Source organism: Candidatus Nanopelagicales bacterium (genome assembly GCA_037045355.1).
Lineage (GTDB): Bacteria > Actinomycetota > Actinomycetes > S36-B12.
Genome location: JBAOHO010000011.1, coordinates 1 through 17,916, shown reverse-complemented (window position 1 = coordinate 17,916; position 17,916 = coordinate 1). Strand labels below are relative to the sequence as shown.

19 protein-coding genes are annotated in these 17,916 nt (G+C 64.6%); 8 read left to right on the top strand and 11 right to left on the bottom strand.

Annotated elements, in window-relative coordinates; genetic code table 11:
* Positions 1–14 precede the first annotated feature (14 nt).
* Both V9E98_04725 and V9E98_04720 read left to right on the top strand, forming a co-directional pair.
* Complete coding sequence (locus V9E98_04725) at positions 15–668, top strand: DUF2804 domain-containing protein (GenBank protein MEI2716288.1); 654 nt, start codon at positions 15–17, stop codon at positions 666–668.
* A complete protein-coding gene (locus V9E98_04720) occupies positions 665–994 on the top strand; it encodes a DUF2804 family protein (GenBank protein MEI2716287.1) in 330 nt (109 codons plus the stop codon). Before V9E98_04725 ends, V9E98_04720 begins: the two co-directional genes overlap by 4 nt.
* Before the next feature lie 219 nt (positions 995–1,213).
* On the opposite strand, the gene V9E98_04715 is transcribed toward V9E98_04720, so the two are convergent.
* From V9E98_04715 to V9E98_04705, 3 genes are read right to left on the bottom strand one after another with little or no spacing between them, the layout of a single operon-like run.
* Positions 1,214–1,756 (bottom strand): hypothetical protein, encoded by a 543-nt coding sequence (locus V9E98_04715; protein MEI2716286.1) that lies wholly within the window; start codon positions 1,754–1,756, stop codon positions 1,214–1,216.
* Positions 1,753–3,012, bottom strand: a complete 1,260-nt coding sequence (locus tag V9E98_04710) for an O-antigen ligase family protein (protein ID MEI2716285.1) — start codon at positions 3,010–3,012, stop codon at positions 1,753–1,755. The genes V9E98_04715 and V9E98_04710 overlap by 4 nt, the downstream gene beginning before the upstream one ends.
* Positions 3,009–3,776 carry a WecB/TagA/CpsF family glycosyltransferase gene (locus V9E98_04705; protein MEI2716284.1) on the bottom strand — a complete coding sequence of 256 codons (768 nt, stop codon included), beginning with the start codon at positions 3,774–3,776 and terminating at the stop codon, positions 3,009–3,011. The genes V9E98_04710 and V9E98_04705 overlap by 4 nt, the downstream gene beginning before the upstream one ends.
* A 55-nt stretch (positions 3,777–3,831) precedes the next feature.
* On the opposite strand from V9E98_04705, the gene V9E98_04700 reads away from it, so the two are divergent.
* Entirely contained in the window at positions 3,832–4,641 is an 810-nt protein-coding gene (locus V9E98_04700) for a UDP binding domain-containing protein (protein ID MEI2716283.1), read from the top strand.
* Here the strand turns inward: V9E98_04700 and V9E98_04695 are convergent.
* Both V9E98_04695 and V9E98_04690 read right to left on the bottom strand, forming a co-directional pair.
* A complete protein-coding gene (locus V9E98_04695) occupies positions 4,601–4,843 on the bottom strand; it encodes a hypothetical protein (protein ID MEI2716282.1) in 243 nt (80 codons plus the stop codon). The genes V9E98_04700 and V9E98_04695 overlap by 41 nt on opposite strands.
* Before the next feature lie 58 nt (positions 4,844–4,901).
* Positions 4,902–5,537 (bottom strand): NAD-dependent epimerase/dehydratase family protein, encoded by a 636-nt coding sequence (locus V9E98_04690; GenBank protein ID MEI2716281.1) that lies wholly within the window; start codon positions 5,535–5,537, stop codon positions 4,902–4,904.
* A 24-nt stretch (positions 5,538–5,561) separates the two neighbouring features.
* Here V9E98_04690 and gmd point away from each other — a divergent pair, with 24 nt between their 5' ends.
* Together gmd and V9E98_04680 are read left to right on the top strand one after the other, a co-directional pair.
* Positions 5,562–6,575, top strand: a complete 1,014-nt coding sequence (gene gmd / locus V9E98_04685) for a GDP-mannose 4,6-dehydratase (protein MEI2716280.1) — start codon at positions 5,562–5,564, stop codon at positions 6,573–6,575.
* 36 nt (positions 6,576–6,611) lie between these two features.
* Entirely contained in the window at positions 6,612–7,307 is a 696-nt protein-coding gene (locus tag V9E98_04680) for an FkbM family methyltransferase (GenBank protein MEI2716279.1), read from the top strand.
* On the opposite strand, the gene V9E98_04675 is transcribed toward V9E98_04680, so the two are convergent.
* Positions 7,278–7,961, bottom strand: a complete 684-nt coding sequence (locus tag V9E98_04675) for a hypothetical protein (GenBank protein MEI2716278.1) — start codon at positions 7,959–7,961, stop codon at positions 7,278–7,280. The genes V9E98_04680 and V9E98_04675 overlap by 30 nt on opposite strands.
* Before the next feature lie 429 nt (positions 7,962–8,390).
* On the opposite strand from V9E98_04675, the gene V9E98_04670 reads away from it, so the two are divergent.
* Together V9E98_04670 and V9E98_04665 are read left to right on the top strand one after the other, a co-directional pair.
* Entirely contained in the window at positions 8,391–8,885 is a 495-nt protein-coding gene (locus V9E98_04670; GenBank protein ID MEI2716277.1) for an alpha-1,2-fucosyltransferase, read from the top strand.
* 48 nt (positions 8,886–8,933) lie between these two features.
* Positions 8,934–9,992 carry a hypothetical protein gene (locus tag V9E98_04665; GenBank protein ID MEI2716276.1) on the top strand — a complete coding sequence of 353 codons (1,059 nt, stop codon included), beginning with the start codon at positions 8,934–8,936 and terminating at the stop codon, positions 9,990–9,992.
* A 1,013-nt stretch (positions 9,993–11,005) separates the two neighbouring features.
* On the opposite strand, the gene V9E98_04660 is transcribed toward V9E98_04665, so the two are convergent.
* From V9E98_04660 to V9E98_04645, 4 genes are all read right to left on the bottom strand, one after another.
* Positions 11,006–12,403: an oligosaccharide flippase family protein gene (locus V9E98_04660; GenBank protein ID MEI2716275.1), complete on the bottom strand. Its 1,398-nt coding sequence runs from the start codon at positions 12,401–12,403 to the stop codon at positions 11,006–11,008.
* A gap of 29 nt (positions 12,404–12,432) precedes the next feature.
* A complete protein-coding gene (locus V9E98_04655) occupies positions 12,433–13,317 on the bottom strand; it encodes a glycosyltransferase family 2 protein (protein MEI2716274.1) in 885 nt (294 codons plus the stop codon).
* A 41-nt stretch (positions 13,318–13,358) separates the two neighbouring features.
* On the bottom strand, positions 13,359–14,399 hold the full coding sequence (locus tag V9E98_04650) for a glycosyltransferase family 4 protein (GenBank protein ID MEI2716273.1): 1,041 nt from the start codon (positions 14,397–14,399) through the stop codon (positions 13,359–13,361).
* A gap of 71 nt (positions 14,400–14,470) precedes the next feature.
* Positions 14,471–15,586, bottom strand: coding sequence for a glycosyltransferase family 4 protein (locus tag V9E98_04645; protein MEI2716272.1), 1,116 nt, complete (start codon positions 15,584–15,586; stop codon positions 14,471–14,473).
* Positions 15,587–15,690: 104 nt separating this feature from the next.
* On the opposite strand from V9E98_04645, the gene V9E98_04640 reads away from it, so the two are divergent.
* On the top strand, positions 15,691–16,509 hold the full coding sequence (locus V9E98_04640) for an FkbM family methyltransferase (GenBank protein MEI2716271.1): 819 nt from the start codon (positions 15,691–15,693) through the stop codon (positions 16,507–16,509).
* Here the strand turns inward: V9E98_04640 and V9E98_04635 are convergent.
* Positions 16,481–17,749 (bottom strand): hypothetical protein, encoded by a 1,269-nt coding sequence (locus V9E98_04635; protein ID MEI2716270.1) that lies wholly within the window; start codon positions 17,747–17,749, stop codon positions 16,481–16,483. The genes V9E98_04640 and V9E98_04635 overlap by 29 nt on opposite strands.
* Between the last annotated feature and the right edge of the window lie 167 nt (positions 17,750–17,916).

Here is a 17,916-nt window from a genome sequence, read left to right as displayed (position 1 = left end):
AATAGGCTTGCCGCATGGAGCCCGAGATCACGTCACCGGTTGACCTCTGCCTGCCGGACGGCACCCTCAACCGCGATGCCGTCGGGTGGACACGACACCCGCTGCACCGCGCGAACCTGCGGGGATGGGGCCGGTCGAAGCGCTGGGAGTACTGGTGCGTGCAGGCCCCCGACTGGGCCCTTTCGGTGACCATCAGCCACATCGACTACCTCGCTCTGCACCAGGTCTGGTTCGTCGACTTCACCACGGGCGAGCAGATCGACACCGGGGCCATCGTGCCCCTTGCCCGCGGACCCGTGCTACCCGACCGCAGCGGCGGCGGTCCCGCCCGGGCGCGGACGAAGAAGCTCGCGATCGACCTGGTGCCGAACACTCAAGGGGTGCGGCTGGTCGCCCGCACCGACCGTGTCGATGCGGACGTGCAGATCACTCGGCCGGCCGGTCACGAGTCGATGGCCGTGGTCATCCCGTGGAGCGACAAGCGGTTCCAGTACACCGAGAAGGACAACACCCTGCCGGCCAGCGGCACGGTTGTGGTCGACGGGCGGGACTACCCGCTTGCCGGACGGGCAGACCTGGGCCGTGCTCGACCACGGGCGCGGGAAGTGGCCCTACGACACCACGTGGAACTGGGGCTCGGCGTCGGGGGAGGTCGGTCGACCACGTGATCGGCCTGCAGTTCGGCGGCAAGTGGACCGTCGGCACCGGGATGACCGAGAACGCTCTGTGCATCGACGGCCGGGTCAGCAAGATCAGCCAGGAACTCGAGTGGACCTACGGGCCGTGGCTGGAGCCATGGACGGTGCGCGGCGACGATGTGGACGTCACCTTCCACCCCCGGTTCGAACGGGCCACGAAGACCAACGTCGGGGTCATCTTCACCGAGGTGCACCAGTGCTTCGGGCACTGGACGGGGACGGTGCGCGCTGAAGGCGTCGAGTACCCGGTGGATGGGATCCGGGGGTTCGCCGAAGAGGCGCAGATGCGGTGGTGAGGCCGGCCGGTGGGCGGGCTTCTGCCATTCCCGTTAGACCCTGAGCACTCCCGTTAGAGGTTGGCGGCCGTATTGGGACTAACGGATAGTCGCTGGCGGGACTAACCGATGACGCGTCGCCCAGCGCGGCCGTGACTTCGGCATCCGACACCTGGTGGAAATCGCGATAGAACTCCCCGACCGCGTAGAAGTGCTCGCGGGCTGAGCAGGCAGACGACGTCATCGACCTGCGCCTGCAGGGACGCGAGGGTCTGCGGCGGCGCCACCGGAACAGCGAGGATCACTCGCGCCGGTCCCCGCCGCCTTACCGCTTGCAGGGCCACCCGCATCGTCGCACCGGTCGCGATGCCGTCGTCGACCACGATCGCGGTGCGTCCGCGCAGGTCCACCGGCTCCCGCCCGGCGAGGTACTCCGCTCCGACGCTGCTGGATCGTCACCAATTCCTGTTCGGCGAGGGCACGCACCTGTTCCTCGCTCATCCCGGCAGCCGCGAGTACCGAAGGATTCACGACGATGTGCGGGTCGTCGCCGTTGACCACCGCCCCCGCCGCCACCTCCTCGTGGCCCGGCACCCCGATCTTGCGGGCCATGACGAGGTCCAATGGCGCGTGCAGCGCCACAGCGATGGGCACCGCCACCGGCACCCCACCACGCGGCAGGGCGAGCACCACGGGGTCGGCGGGTCGGAGTGCGGCGAGCCGAGCCGCGAGCTGTTCGCCGGCCTCGGTGCGGGTGGCGAAGGTCATCCGTCGGCGGCTCACCAGACCCTGCCGCCGATGACCATCACAGCCACGATCAGGATGAAGGCGTTGTTAAGCGCGGTGTACGTGGCGCTGTATGTCACCACGTCGACCTGGAAGATCGCGCCCATCACGAACAGCACCCCTAGGGTGGCGCGGTTGTCGAGGCCCGCAACGCGGACCGCGACCCATGCAGCCAGCACGACGAAGGCCACACAGCCTGCGAGCCCCAGCCACCCGCCGACAGCCAGTGCCTCGAGGAACTGCTGGTGGGCGTGGTCGGCGTACTCCAGCGACGACGGCTTGGGGCCGATACCGAAAGGGGTCCACACCTGGGTATTCCCGAGGTAGTCCTGCCAGAGGTCGAAGCGCCACGTGGTGGTGCCGTCGGTGATCGGTGTGGACCGCAGCCAAGCGGACAAGGCAAGAGGCAGGAGGATCACCGCCAGAAGGGCCGCCAGTGTCCAACGGAAGGACTTAGGCCAGCGCTCTACCGGGACCAGCGCCGCGAGTAGCCCGACGGTCGTCGCCACAACACCTGTCCGGCTGAAGCTCCACAGGATCGCCGCGAGCAGGCCCGCCGCCATGATCCACGTCCAGCGCCCAGGTGCTGCCCGAACGGCGAAGACCAGCAGAATCGCACAGGTCAGCCCCACGTAGACGCGGCCAGGAGTGACACCGTTGAGGCTTGCCACCTCCCCTACGGACAAGCCCACCATCGACAGCCAGCGGCCGTAGCGGGGGCTGTCTTCGATCAGCACCGTCGGCCATCCGAAGGCCAGATCGCTGAGACCCACTAGGACACTGCCCCACCCGAAGAACCAGCTAAGTCCGAGCATGAGTCGCTTCAGCGTTTCGAAGGGGATAAGCGCTCCAGCCACCGCCACGGCCACGCTCGACGCCGCCACGTACCAGAACCGCACATCTCTCATCGCCCCGTGCAGGGCCATCGACAGAGCAGTCGCGCCTATCCAGGTGCCCACCGCCGCGATGAGAGCCCACTGCTGCCGAGTGACCCCGCCCCGCACGACGCCTAGGGCGACGACGACTAGACCGACCCACGCAAGGACCGCGAGACCACCAGTCCCAGGGAGCGTCCCCTCGACCCGCGTCCAAGACGCGATTCCTGTTGCGGGCGACCCCCACGCCACCAAGACCAGGTTGAAGGTCACGAACAGCGCGAGCAGCACGTAGCCCACGCCGAAGTACTTGAGCCAGCCGTAGGTTCCAGAATCAGCGGGGCGAGTCGGCACCGGCGTGGGCGGGGCGTCGATCATCGCCGCCTCCACCCCGGGTTGCGTGCAGCTGCCCGGAGGAACCTTGGGTTGCCCCAGAGGTATCGTTTCGCGAGTCGCCGAGGCTCGCTGGCCAGTCGGTAGCACCACTCGGTACCCGTGCGTTGCATCCATACCGGAGCCTGGGACTTAGTACCTGCCAGGAAGTCGAAAGCCGCACCCACGGCCAACGCCACGACGGGCAGTTCGGCGGCCAACCTAGCGACTTCCCAATCCTGCTTCGGAGTGCCTAGCCCGACCCACACGACCTGGGCACCGGATTCCCGGATGCGCAGGTCCTGCTGGTGCCGCTCCGCGTCGCTAAGTGGCCGGAAGAGAGGTGACTCCGCGCCCACGATCTGCGCCATTGGAAAGCGCCTGGCGATCGCCTCCTGAAGAGCAACTAAGGTCGGCTCATCCCCGCCCAGCAGGTAGTGCCGCAGACCCGTTTCTCGGACGAGGACGGCCTGCATCACATCTGGTCCGTAGACCCGCGGCCACTGGTCGCTGGAACGGCCGTATGCCCTCCGGCCCACCCAAGCGACCGGAACACCATCGGTGAGGTTGAGCGCATTCGGTGCCACGAACAGCGCCGCGTACTCAGGATCGGAGTCGGCGAGGGCGATCGTGTAGGCGTTCGCGAAGTGGACGGCCGTCGGCTCACCCGCCTCGGCGCGGCGCATGACCTCGCCCACAGCCTCGTCGAAGGGCAGCGCAGCGAACGGGATAGCACCGATCCCAAAGACCCTCACACCCGTTCCAGCCATCGCACGCTCCACCGTACCCGCCTGGTGGTAACGGCCGGGCGCTTCAGTCCCGCCGGTGGAAGATGTGCTGGCTGGCGATACACGTTGTGCCCAGCGGGCCGTTCCAGGTCAGATCATCCGCGGGCCGGGCTCCGATTGCAGCCCGAGTACCTCCGCCGCCCTCGGCGCCGGTGCGCCTGTAACCGCCCAGACCTGCCCCTCAAGGTGGTCCTGCAGTTCGTCCACGAACCCAACGGGACGTGAACATCCTCCTGGTCAACGAACTTGCGATCCTCTTCCACGAACTCGCCTCGACACCACTGAGGTCCTCGACGCCGCGGGGACGAAGTGGAACTTCTTGCCGTTCCGCCCCGGCCTTGTCGGGGGCCACTGCATCGGCGTTGACCCGTACTACCTGACGCACAAGGCGCTGGAGGTCGGGTACCACCCCGAGGTGATCCTGGCGGGCAGGCGCATCCACGACGCCATGGGCGCCTACGTGGCCGATCAGTTGGTGCTCCTGATGACGCGCAAGGGACTTGCGGTCGGCGGGGCACGGGTCCTCGTCCTGGGCCCGACGTTCAAGGAGAACTGCCCCGACACCAAGAACACGCGGGTGGTGGATGTGATCGAACGGCTGCGCGAGTATGGCGCGGTCGTGGAGGTGGCAGACCCGTGGGTGACCCCCGAGCAGGCCAAGGACCTCGGAGCGGACCTCGTAGATCTCGATTCGGCGTGGGACCGCGAGTACTCCGCCGCGCTACTGGCGGTGGCGCACGATCAGTCTGCCGGGGTCGGCCCGGCGCTGCGGGAGCTCGTGGGTGCCGCGGGTGTCATCTACGACGTCAAGAGGATGCTGGGGGCTGAGTCTGACGGGAGGCTGTGAACCACTCGTAGGTCCTGGCGATCCCTTCCCGCAGGCTGATCGAGGGCGCCCACCCGAGACCCGTGAGCCGGGACACGTCGAGCAACTTGCGCGGTGTCCCGTCTGGCTTGCTCATGTCCCACTCGATGCGGCCGTCGAAGCCGACCACCTCCGCGACCAGTACGGCCAGATCACGGATGCTGATGTCTTCACCAGTGCCCACGTTGACATGATCGTCGCCGTCGTAATGCTCGACCAGGTGCAGGATCGCTGAGGCCGCGTCATCGCAGTGCAAGAACTCGCGACGGGGAGAACCGGTGCCCCACAGCGATCACCACATCGTCGGCCTCGTGGAACTTGCGGATCATCGCCGGCAGCACGTGGCTGGAGGTGAGATCGAAGTTGTCCCCCGGACCGTACAGGTTGGTGGGCATTGCCGAGATCCAGCGCCTTCCATATTGGGCGCGGTATGACCTAATCGCTTCAATGCCGGCGATCTTCGCAATGGCGTAGGCCTGGTTCGTCGGCTCAAGTGGGCCGGTCAGCAAGGCCGATTCCGGGATCGGCTGCGGTGCGAGTTTCGGGTAGATACAGCTCGAGCCCAAGAACACCACCCGCTCAACGTCGGCAGCATGGGCCGCCTCGAACAGGTTCGTCTGAATTCGCAGGTTGTCGTTGAGGAAGTCCACAGGGTAGGTGGCGTTCGCCATGATTCCGCCCACCCGGGCGGCTGCCATGACAATGACGCGCGGGCCTGCCGAGAGTACCGCGTCGAACGTGGCATCGCGATCCCGTAGGTCGAGGTCGGCCGAGGACCAGCCTACCGTGTCGATCCCGCGCTCCTGCAGCACCCGAGACACTGCGGAACCCACGAGGCCACGATGGCCTGCGACGTAGACGAGGGAGTCACTGAGCACGTTCTGACGATAGCGTTGACCGCAATGAAGACGGCTTTCATCACTGGCATCACCGGGCAGGATGGCTCCTACCTGGCCGAGTTACTCCTGGACAAGGGGTACACCGTCCACGGTTTGATCCGACGCGCGTCGACGTTCAACACCCATCGCATCGACCATCTGTACCAGGATCCACACGACACGCAAGCCCGGCTCTTCCTGCACTACGGAGACCTCACCGACTCGTCACGCCTGACCACCCTGCTGGAGAAGGTGGCGCCGGATGAGGTGTACCACCTGGCGGCGCAGTCACACGTGCGGGTGTCGTTCGACGAGCCCGAGTACACAGGTGATGTCACGGGGCTGGGTACCACCCGAATCCTGGAAGCGATCCGTGCCGCGCAGGTGCCGGCGAGGTTCTACCAGGCGTCGAGTTCGGAGATGTTCGGCAGCACACCGCCGCCACAGTCCGAGTCGAGCCCGCTACAGCCCCGCAGCCCCTATGCCGCGGCGAAGGTCTACTCGTACTGGACCGCCCGCAACTACCGCGAGGCTTACGGCATGTTCGCGGTCAACGGCATCCTGTTCAACCACGAGTCACCGCGTCGCGGTGAGACGTTCGTCAGCCGGAAGATCTCTATGGCCGCCGCCAAGATCGCCGCAGGGGAGCAGCAGCACCTGTACCTGGGTAATCTCGACGCACGGCGGGACTGGGGATACGCGAAGGAGTACGTCGAGGCGATGTGGCTGATGCTGCAGGCAGAAGAACCCGACGACTTCGTGGTGGCGACGGGCACCGCGTACTCTGTGCGGGACTTCCTCGGCTTCGCGTTCGGGCACGTGGGTCTGGACTGGGAGAAATTCGTGCGCTTCGACGAGCGGTACCTGCGGCCCACGGAGGTCGACGAACTGGTGGGCGACCCGAGCAAGGTGCAGGACAGTCTGGGGTGGAAGGCTCAGACCATGGTGCCGGAATTGGCGCGGCTGATGGTGGATGCCGATATGGAACACGACTCATCTGGACGGAGAAGCGACGCTGGGGCAGGTCACGGTGGATGAGCCTGCTGAAACCGCGTCCTTGGCTGGGGTCAGCCCGTGAGTTTCCGGGGGACGGTCAAGCGCTCGCTGCTACGGCGCGCCTACCGTCTCCGACCTGACGCCTCGTTGACCGCCCACCAGCGATTCTTGCGTGACGGTCACAATGAACTCCTCTTCGCAGGCCAGGCCCTGGACACCAGCAGTGTCGTTGTCGAAGTAGGTGGGTATCTCGGCGACTACGCGGACGAGATCGTCACCCGATACGGCTGTACCGTCCACGTATTCGAACCGGTTCCGCAGTTCGCCCACGCTCTGCGCAGCAGGTTCCGCGAGAGCAGTTCAGTTCGAGTACACGAGTGCGGCATTGGCCTCAGCGAGTCGACTACCGAATTGCGACTCTCCGCCGACGCCACAGGGGCATGGACAACGGGCGACGAGATCACGGTCCGGTTGCGAGCGTGGGCGGACCTACGCCAGGAAATCGGACCAACCATCGATCTGATGGCAGTGAATATCGAGGGTGGTGAGTACCAACTCATCGAGGACCTTCACCGCGCACATGCCTTGCCCCAGATCGCACGCCTTTACATCCAGTTCCACCGTCTCCACGAGGCCTCTGAACAGCAGATGCAGCGCAGACGAAGACTCATCTCGGAATCCCACGACCTGACATGGTCGTACGACTTCGTGTGGGAACGCTGGGACGTGCGGGGCCGACCAGACTCAGTTGGCACTGCCGAATCGCCCGATTAGCCTCCGCTTGAGCCCGTAGACCTTCTGTCGTCCACGCCCCGCGAGGAGGACACCAGTCCAGATCGGAAAGAGCGCACCTGCCTCCAGCATCCGCCACTGCCCACGAGTGCTCTTGAAGGATTGAACCAGAGCGGGACTCGTCGCCACCAGAATGTCGTCGACAAGAATCCAGTTCCAGCCATGTGCGTGGAGCAGGGCGCTGATCTCATCGAGCGTGGGGTAACCGTCTACTCCCTGGAAACAGCGCGCATCATCGATGGCGATGATTGTGTTGTCTGCGCCCCGGAACTCCATCAAGGTGGCGAGTTCGCCGAGGAGTGGGCACGGATCATCGGCACCAGCCGTCTCCCCGCCCGAGTAGTGCGCATCCAGCCACACAAAAAGTGGCTCAGACACGGGCGGAAGGATCGAAGGAAGGATCTCCCGGGAATCACCGGTATGGCAGACGACCTGTGTATCAGCGAGAAACTTGCGCGCGCTGCTGGCGAGCTTGGCGTCCAGTTCGATGGTCTGGACGGATGCGAAATCGCGGGATACCGAGGCGGCCGTCGCCCCAGTGTACGTGCCGGTTTCGATGAACGCGGCGTGGGAGCCGAGCGTACTGCGCGCCCACTCCTGTACGTACGGGGGCAGGCCCGGCCAATACAGACCCACTCGCAACTCCTTCGCGTCTCTGCTCGTCCATTGGCACAGCGCGGGCTTCCCGCCTGCACCACCCACCATGAGACACTAACGTGTCGGATCGACCGCAGGGCACAATCGCGGCACGGCGTGACGCAGACCGGCGATGCGGCCAGAAGGGGTGCCATGGACAGTCACGTGGTCACGTTGATGGGAAGACTGGGGAATCAACTCTTCCAATTCGGGTTCGCCACTTGGCTGGCGGCCAATACCGACCAACGGTGCCGCTACGACCTGTCGCAGACCCGAAGTGTTGGTCTGTGCGGACCTAGTCCCTTGCGCATGCATTTTCACCGGGGCCGAGTTCGAGGTTCAAGGCACTGGCCCGCAGTGAATGGCCGGGTAGACGTCCCCGCGAGGCTCATGCGCTCGGCACTCGGGCCGAGAAGGATCGTGGTGGATATGCACGCGCACGCCCAACAGGTGGATGCCTCACAGCCCGCGTGGTGGGTGGGGTACTGGCAGAGCGAGGAGCACGCCGCTGAAGTGCGGGAAGTGCTGCGTGAATGGTTCCACGTGGAGTATGCGACGGGCGAAGATGTCATCCGCATCCACGTGAGAAGAGGCGACTACGTCTTCTCCCGGCAGACATTGGATCCCTCCTGGTATGCGCGAGCAGCAGCTGCGGCCAGATCCGCGTTTCCCAATCTCGCGGTCCAGATCTACTCCGATGACGTCCCCTGGTGCCGGGAGAATCTTGGGTCCTTCGCAGATGCCTTCATCGAGGGAGGCACCCCCGAGGATGACCTGAGCGCTCTCTCGCAAGCTGCAGTGCTCGTCGCTTCTCCGAGCACATTCTCATGGTGGGCCGGCTACCTCGGAGGCATGCCCGTCCTATCACCTGCCACCACGAAGTCACCCTTGTGGGACAGGCTCCCAGGGATGCGGGTCCGCTAGCTGCCTCATCCTGGCAGCCATGCACCACACGGGGATAACGTCGTGACTGTGAGTCGACGGCCCTGCATCCTGCTCGTCACCAACCACGCATCCGAAGATTCATGCCCCGGGGCCCCGCACGCATTGTCCGAACTCGTGGACATGGGCGAACTGGGCGGATACTGCGTCCTGAACAGCGGCCCCGCCTCACACGAGCCACGCGATGTCCGGGAGCGTCGGGTAATCCAAGGTGTGCAAGCGTCGAAGTGCGACATCCTCCTCGTGCAGTCGCTGAAGGACAACATCAGGGACATGGATGCACTCGCTTCCGCAGTGGCCGGACGACCGGTGCTGTACTGGGAGGGCGATCCCTGGGGGAGGGGCAAGTCGATCACCAGTGCCATGGCTGCCTGGCTTGATCTCAGCACCATCGTCTTCAGCGTGGGCGGAGATCCGCAAGCCTCGCTGCTCAGGGCGAACGGGGCACGGGACGTCCGGCTGATAGTGCACACCTACGATCACATGCTCTTCTCAGAGGCGGAGAGGCACTTCTCATTCGAGCAGGCGACACCGGGGAGGGTCGGGGTAATCGGCAGCAATCTGATGCGGGTACCCCTCATCAGCGGGCTCCCGGGTTCCTGGCAACGTTTTCGCCTCGTCAGCCAGCTCAGAAGACGTGTTTCCGAATTCGCACTTGCCGGGCCGGGCTGGCCACGTGGATGGTCACACGGTCGCCTTGCTTTTGAGCAGCAGGCAGACTTCGTCCAAGGTTGCGCGCTTCTGGCCAACTGGGATCACTACCCGAGGACCAGCAGCTACACCAGCGACCGCATGGCGATCACGATGATCGCGGGGCGTGCCCAAGTGACCACCGAACATCCCGGGATGGACTGGGCCTCCGACTGCCAGGGGGTCTTCTTCTACAACAACGTCCGCAGTGCCGTTGAGGCGACACTGGCCCTGGGCTCCAGGGATATGGATGAACTGCGTGAACTGGGGTTCGCGGCGCATACGTGGGCGAAGGGCCGGATGAGTCACAGACAGGCGTACCGATTCATGGTCTCCAGCCTGGTAGAAACCGTATCGCCGCCCGAAGAACCGCCCTGGACCAAGCTGCCGGCAATCTGACCCACCTCCTTGGTCGCATGTCTCACCGGCCCCCACACACGCTCAACCAGGATTTCCGACCACGGACATTCAACGGCGCGTTACGGTGAACCCGAGGACCTCCCCTGTGTAAGTGATCTGAACACCTCCGAGATCAGCGGAGGTCCTTCCGTCTTTCAACCCGGCACGCTGTCAACAACCTCATGATCCACGACATACAGCGACCGGAGCGGGCCGTCTGCCCCACGGCCGTGGCTCATGCCGTTGCCCCGATTCCCAAGCGCACGGATCAAGGAGTCTCACCCGCTGATGAATTGAACGCTGTCCACTCCGCGGTGAAGATGTCAGAACCGAGCGGATTCAGGTGAAGGCAGTCATCTGTCAGGGATGGCCTGAGTGCGCCCGACGGTAGTACCAGTCTAGACGTGGGATCGAACAGCAGCACTCCACGGGAATGTGTCGACTCTTGAAGAGCTCGGCGAAGCTGTTGGTGGGCGGCCACTCGCTCCTCAAGATTGCAGTTGCGTGGGTACTCGTGCTGCGGGTCAGGCTCACCGCACGGCGGTACTGGCACGACAACCACTGGGGTCGCGTGCACAATGCGGGCCAACTCAACGCACTGCTCCACGTATGCGGCGACAAAGGACAAGTCGAGGGTCCCGGTGGCGTAGCGCTCACCGAGGAAGACTCTCACGTCGATTTCGCCGAGTACTGCGCAGATGTGAAGTTTCAGTCTGCGACTTGCCCTGCGCACAAACGCTGCCCCCATTCGCACATCCGCGGGCCAGCCGCGCCGCGCTACCGAGTACATAAGCCGTGGTCCTATAGACCACACGAAGTCGGCATCGGAGAGCCGTACGAACCGGCCCTCCCTTTGAGGATGGCCGAGGTTGAAGCGGGTGTGTGAGTCTCCCAGCCAGATCGTCGCCTGCCCGCAGGGAGGTGTCCTGCTCAGCTCAAGCAATCCGGTGGATATGCTGCGCAACTGGTCAAGCCGCCTGAGTCCCGGGGCACGGGTGACGACCGGATTCCCGTCACTCATGTCCACCGACCAATACGGCTAACGGCTCAATGTGGTTTCGAAGCGCGAAAAGGGCGAGTAAAGCACTCACTGCGACCAGGACAAGCATTCCGATGAGCACGACGTCGGAGGAAGCCAGGGCGACGATCGCCGACGCGATCCCTAGCATGATCAGGCTGAGAGTTGCCGCCGCGGTATACCCCAGAAGGATGCTGCGCGAGGAAAGCAACTGCCCCCTCGAGGACCAAACGACTTGAACAGCCTGACTGACGAGTGCAGCGATGACGTAGCCGCCGGCAACCGCTACCCAGCGCCCAGTGACCAGCATCAGGACACAGGCGACGGTGAGGGTCGCGATGACAGCTATCTGGCTCATCCAGACAGCGCGGAAATTGTTGGACGCCTCCAGCGCCGACCCCAGCAATGCGTTGAGCACATTCACTGCGGTGGCTATCAGGATGAACTGCGCCATGAGACCAGCTTCGGCCCATTGCGAGCCCAGGATAATGCGGGTCACCGTCGGGACCGCTGGCACCACAAGTGCAGTGAGAGGAAGCACGACGATTGCCGAGGTGGCCATCAGCGCTGACCAGCGTCGACGCACACGGTCACCACCCGCCCTGTCCCAGCGGAATTTCGGGAAGATCACGGTCACCGCTGCCCGCGAGGCGCTCTCGAGAGGAATCTGACCCACGACCGCCGCGCGGTTCCACGAACCCAGCGTGCTTGCGCCTAGCCAGCGGCTCATACTCCACATCGGGAGTCCGTAGGCGATGTAGGTCAGGAGTGAGGAACCAAGGGACTTCGCTCCGTAGGCGATGTCATGGCCCACCGTGCCCAGCCGTCGGGTGGGTATTCCCCTTCGGCCCATCGCCACCAGCAGGATGGTGCTGCTGATCACGCTGAGGGCGACGGGCATGACGGTCAGGCTCCATGCCTCCCGAGTCGCGTAGGTGGCCCAACCCCCCAGCAGCATCGCGACGACGCTAGATGCAAAGGTCGCGGCCGTCCAGATCCCTATCCGACCAAGCCGCCTGGCGATCCCCGCGAGGACACCTCCATAACTGCCGACAGCGAGTCCGATACAGAGGGCGCGAATCAGTGGCGTTGCATCCGGATTCCCCCATAAGCGGGCCCACAGGGGGGCACCCAGTGCGAAAACGAGGGCCACCAGCAGCCCGGCCAACGCCGCCGCGGTGACGATGGCTCGGTCACCGGAGATGTCGTCGCCCGTCCTCCGAGCGGCCGCGTTCGCCAGTCCCGAACTTGCCAGGATCCCGCCCAGTCCAGTCGCTGCAAGCGCAACCGCGAAAGAACCGAACCCGGCCGGCCCGATCGCGCGGCTCGTCACGCCCGCATACACCAGTTGCATGCCCATTGTGAGGATCTGTGCAACCCACACCATGGACACCTGGCGTGCAACGATCCGACGAGACTTCTTCAATTCGCCCCGTTCCCGACATCAGTTCGCCCCGGGTCCCGTCGATGCACCGGAAGCAGCATCCGCACCTGTTGTCCCAGGAAGAACGGAACCCACAACCTCCCGCCGTGTCGGCGCCAGTAGTGGGCCTGTGCGCGCCACGGCAATCCTTTCCTGGACTGCGAGCGTCGCCAGGCGTCAAAGCCGCGGACCTGTTCTTCGACCGGATTGCGTGCGCATGTCCCGACTGTGCCCGGAATCTGGAGAATCGGTATCCCGAGTTCGGTGGCGCGCAGTCCGTAGTCGTCGTCCGCATACCCATGCGGGTACGCCGCGTCGATCAGACCCACCTGCCTCTGGACACCTGCGGGGATCAGGACGACGTTCCCGTTGAAAGTGTCAGCCTTCTGAATCCGCGTGCTGGCTGGCAGATGTGCGAATCGTTGCGGATGCCACCGGCTGGTCCGGACGCGGCCACCGTAGGTGACGCGGCCTGATGTGGGATCCCTAGTGGCACCGACCAGGATGGCATCGGGGTGGTCCCCGTGGCACCGCAGCAGTCTTTCAAGGGCGTCGCTGTCCAAGATGGTGTCGTCGTTGAGCCACAGCAACAGATCTGGACACCACGGTAGCGCGCGTTGCTCAGCCTGAGCCATACCCGATGCCCAGAAGAGTGAGCCGGAGCCCGCCGTGACCTCGACGGCGTGCGAGAGGGCGGCGAGCGCCTGGCCAGTTCCATCCGTCGATCCGTCGTCGGTCACGAAGATCCGCACTGCACCCTGTCGGCTCACAGTCTGCTCGAGAACGCGCCCGACGCAGTGCAGTGATACGTCACGCCGGTTGTGACAGGCCATCAGCACAGCAATGGTGGGCCGCGGACCCGCTTCCGATGACGCGTCATGCATCTGGCAAGTCTAGAGTCGGTCGGTCGGGATACATCAGAGCTTCAGGCCGCTGATAGTACCGAGCGAAGTGCGGACTCGAGCCGTCCAGCGACGGCTTCCTGTGAGTAGTGGCTCAGAAATCGACGATGGCTCGCTTGTCGGGCTTCCGTGGCCCAGTAGGGCCGCGACATCGCTTCCTGGATCACTAGCGCGAGGGCACCTGTGTCGCCAGCCGGCACAACCTGGGAACACGCTGGGTCCCCGATACCCCTGAGCCCACCGGCGTCGCTCACGATGATCGGCGTGCCGCACCCCAGGCTTTCCGCCGCGACCCTCCCGAACGGCTCCTGCCACAGGGAAGGCACGACGGTCACCCGAGCGCGGCCAAGGATTTCGAGTACCTCAGTGTGCGCAAGCTCGCCACGGTAATCGACTCCGCGAGCTATTCCCGCCATCGAGCCGGCGCCGACGACCACCGGCCGACAACCCAAAGAGCGCGTCGCGTCGAGGAACTGCCCGAGCCCCTTCTCCGGTTCAAGGCGTCCGACGAAGACCACGTCGTCTCCCCCCGGCCCAACAGGTGGGCTGGGGAACACGACGTTGGGCTTCTCATGGACCCGTGACGCGGGAATGCCAGCGCGAACCAGGACCTCGCAAACATGGTTCGATACGCCCGCGAAGTGAACCTGCGGGTTCCCCTGCAGTGTCCGACGCACCGACCTCACGGCCTGGGCGGCCACAATCGACTCCCCAACCCCGCGGTAGCAGACATGGCGCACGCCTTGCCATTCCTTTCCTCCCGCGCAAAGGTGGCAGTCAGCACCATCCCTGAAGAAGAGTCCATTGATACACCACATGCGATAGTTCCTGACGGCGGCGAGAATCGGGACCCGTGCGAGTTCATCGACCAGGGGCGCGAGCCACGGAAACCAATTGTTCAGGTACACCACGTCGGGCGAAACGGCCAACTCCCTGCGGATCGTTGCGCGCAGAGTCCCGTCTCCGAGTACAGCCGCCTTGAGTTGATGGCTGGGTCCTCGCATAACGAAGTCCTCGCTGCGGATTACCAGTTTGCGGACTGTGTGCCCTCGCGCCTTCAGCATCCGCGTCTCCGCTTCCAAGGAGGCGTCCTCGCCCCCTGGTTGCTGATATTGCACGTGGACGGCGAGAATCCTCATGGACTCGTGGCCGTTTCGTGGCTGCGTTGCCAGTAGGCCAGTGCGGCCCTCCAGAGCGCGACCAGTTCATGGGAGAGTACATCCGGTCGGAAGGCCTCAGCGCGCCGCCGAGCGCGCTCTGCTCGGATCGTCAACAGCGCCCGCTGCTCCATCAACTCATCGAGCGCTCGCCCCAAAGCCGGCGAATCACCTTGGGGAAACACGCAGTCGCGATCCTGAACGAGATGGGGTAGTTCGCCGCAGTCCGAGGTGATGACAGGCCGCCCAGTCATCATGGCCTCCACCACTGAGCGGCCCCACTGCTCACGGGAACTGGGCGTCGACAAGGACGGCTGGACGAGAACATCAGCCTTCACGAGTTCTTCGTGCACACTCCCAGCATCCAGATCGCCTGTGAATCTCACTGCCAAGCCGAGCGCGGCCGCTTTGGTCCGAAGATTCTGCGCATATGGACCGTCACCAACCACTGTCAGGTCGATGCGCTGTCGGCGGCTGGGATCAGCGGCGGCTTCAAGGAGACAGTCGATCCCCTTGGCAGCCACCAAGCGACCGACGGCGACCACCCGCAAACGATCTCCCAGCGGCCGCAGCGGCTGATAGGAGAACACGCCCGGATCGGGCGGTGAGCCCGGTATCACGGCCTTCGGTACATCACCTGGCAACCCCGCATCCTCGGCGGCCCGCAGACCAGTCGTCCCCCAGTTGACATACCCGGCCAACTGCCTCAAACGACGGGACGTGTTCCCTCGCCTGAGCCGGTATCTCAGCGGGGCCTCACGGTACAGGCTCTCACCCCCGTGTACGACAACGGGCAGACCTGTGCGCAGGGCCCTCAACGTCGTGAAGGCCCAAGGTTCGTTGGCGATGTGGATGAGATCCGGCTGAATACCGTCCAATACGGTTCCGAGGCCCACCATCCACTGTCGGCTGTGGGAGTTTCCGAACGACTTCAACTCATGCCGCTCCACATCGAGAGGCCAACTCGTCGCTCCCCCGCCCGGTACAACGAAAGCAGTATGACCGTTCAACCTGGCCGCCTCGATCTGAAGGGTCGCGTGCCTGACATCGCTCACAGGCGTGACGATCGCGATCCTGGGAGGGGCTGGGGTCACCAGACGACAGTACCCAATCGTCTACAGGCCGATCGTCACAACGAACGCCACCAGTAGAGTCGGACCCGAAGTACCGAGGAGGCGCGGTTCAGACGGAGGACCGGATGGGAAGCGAAACCGGGATCGTCCGCAGGGCGCGAAACCGTCTGATGCGCGCCGCTGGTCAGTTCCCCCTGCATCCGCCCAGCGGCGTTGACGGTCCTCTCCTCCTTCGAGTCGCGTGCGAATCGCTTCTAACGTCTAGGCGTCACCTCACCATCGTCCAGGTCGGCGCAAACGACGGGCAACACAACGATCCAGTGAACCCGGTGGTGACGAGTTACTGGGACCGTACGCGACTGCTCCTGATCGAGCCGCAGAACCTTGTCATCCCCCATCTCCGCGACACCTACGCCGGGCACCCAGACATCGACATCATCAACGGGGCGATCGGCCCGACCGGGAGTCTCGACCTCTTCGTCATCGACCCCTCCCATTGGGAGTACTGTCAACCCCGGTACGCCGCCGATTGGCCGACTTACCGGGCACCGACCGGTGTCACTTCAAGCTCTCGTGACCACGTCTCGGCCTGGCTCGCCAAGTACTACAACGGGGATCTCCCGATCGACAGACTCATTCTCCGGCAAAGTGTCCCGTGCATGCCCCTGCCTCAGGTTCTGTCCAAGAGTGGGTGTCCGCCACCCGACATCCTCGTCGTGGACACAGAGGGCTACGACGATGTGGTCCTCCAACACAGCGCCCTTGAGACGTTGCGACCCGCAGTCGTGTTCTTCGAACATGCGCACTTCGGCGACGTGCGCCGAGAGGCACTCCTGGCCCATCTCACAGCGACTGGCTACACCACGCATGCCGTAGGAGACGACTCGCTGGCCCTGCGCACCGGAACCGAAGGTGTCAGTTCATCACGCCAGAAGCCGGGGTAGACGGCCGCGACCGGGTCTGGCCGACCGCTAGACCCAGAATCAACCAGGCTACTGGCGGCCACTGGAAGAACAGGCCGAAGGTCAAGCATGCAGCAAGGGCGAGCATGGTGGAGCGAAGTCGTGGCGCGTGCGATGCGTAGGCGGCGTAGAGGAGAGCCAGGAAGGCGGCCACCCCGGCTATCCCAAGCATCGTGATGAGGTCCACGTACATGTTGTGCGAGTTGACGACCGGAACCATCACGTTGCTGTCGGGGCCCCACGCGGGCGTCTGCCCGAATGCCCCCCCGAAGGCCCACTCCAAGGGTGTTCGATCGGCCTCCATCCGACTGGTCCACATCTCGAGCCGCCAGCCGAGAGTACTGGTCGCTCTGAAGGGGGCGGCCACCGCTCCGGACTCAGGTGCCGCTTCCGCGCTGGGTAACACCGACCATGACGAAACAAGTGGGAGAACGGCGGCGAACAGCATGAAACCGAAAGCCACCAGCGGCCCTGGGATGAGCCCGGGCCGGCGCCCGGAGGCGACCCACCTCACGAAGATCAGGCACGTGGCGACGAGGAGCGCCGCCCACACGCTCCGGTGTTGCGCAAAGACAACCGAAATGCCCAGGCCCGCGGCAACGACAGTGCGGATCCATGCGCGCTGCGTCCGGCCGGTTGCCGCGAAGATCATGCCCAACAACATCACCAGCGCCAAAGGAGCGTTGATGAAACGAAAGTCGTAGAAGCTCCACGAGATGTTCACGTCGACGGGCGGAAGGAACGCCAATCCGACGACCTGGTAGGTAGCGATGAAGATGCCGTAACCGATGATGATCATCCGCCAAAGACGCAGGAGCCGGGGATCGGCCGAAAGCGCGAGTACAAGGCACGACATCGGCAGCAACCACTGCATCCAGTAGTTGATCGCGATCGGCGATCCTTCGCGCAAACTCCAACTGCTGAAGCCAAGCGCAATCATGGCCGCGAGTACTCCGACACCCCATCGGACGGGGAGGGTCCAATAGCGCCACGGTCGCATGAACAAGACGAAGAGCGCTACGGCGTACACAGTCGCCAACTGTCGCGTCCGTGACAAATCCACCCCGAAGGCGCTGAAGCCCTCAACCGTGGTCGACAGTAGGCACCAGACGAAGAGTCCGGTGGCGATCATGTGCGAAATCGAGAAGCCGAACGGCCACACGCTGCGGTCACCCGAGGGTGCAGGTGCGACAGCCCCTCCATCAGCCTGCGTGACCGCCATGTTCGGGAGGATATCGCCCGTTGCCGACTCGTACTGACCCGCTGTGGTCATCGCCCTCCGCGACCTCACCGATTCCTCCTGCCCGAGGTCGACGAGCAGTCCCCCGCACTCAGTACGCCCCCCGCCCACCCACAACGGCACTCACCGTGCTCGCCATAATCACGAGG

What these genes read in the sequence shown, in the direction of transcription:
- V9E98_04705 (MEI2716284.1), bottom strand. Translation starts at nt 3,776, where the DNA reads ATGGCTGGAACGGGTGTGAGGGTCTTTGGGATCGGTGCTATCCCGTTC.
- V9E98_04635 (MEI2716270.1), bottom strand. Translation starts at nt 17,749, where the DNA reads ATGGCGGTCACGCAGGCTGATGGAGGGGCTGTCGCACCTGCACCCTCG.
- V9E98_04725 (MEI2716288.1), top strand. Translation starts at nt 15, where the DNA reads ATGGAGCCCGAGATCACGTCACCGGTTGACCTCTGCCTGCCGGACGGC.
- V9E98_04670 (MEI2716277.1), top strand. Translation starts at nt 8,391, where the DNA reads ATGCACGCGCACGCCCAACAGGTGGATGCCTCACAGCCCGCGTGGTGG.
- V9E98_04640 (MEI2716271.1), top strand. Translation starts at nt 15,691, where the DNA reads ATGGGAAGCGAAACCGGGATCGTCCGCAGGGCGCGAAACCGTCTGATG.
- V9E98_04655 (MEI2716274.1), bottom strand. Translation starts at nt 13,317, where the DNA reads ATGCATGACGCGTCATCGGAAGCGGGTCCGCGGCCCACCATTGCTGTG.
- gmd (MEI2716280.1), top strand. Translation starts at nt 5,562, where the DNA reads ATGAAGACGGCTTTCATCACTGGCATCACCGGGCAGGATGGCTCCTAC.
- V9E98_04710 (MEI2716285.1), bottom strand. Translation starts at nt 3,012, where the DNA reads ATGATCGACGCCCCGCCCACGCCGGTGCCGACTCGCCCCGCTGATTCT.
- V9E98_04650 (MEI2716273.1), bottom strand. Translation starts at nt 14,399, where the DNA reads ATGCTGAAGGCGCGAGGGCACACAGTCCGCAAACTGGTAATCCGCAGC.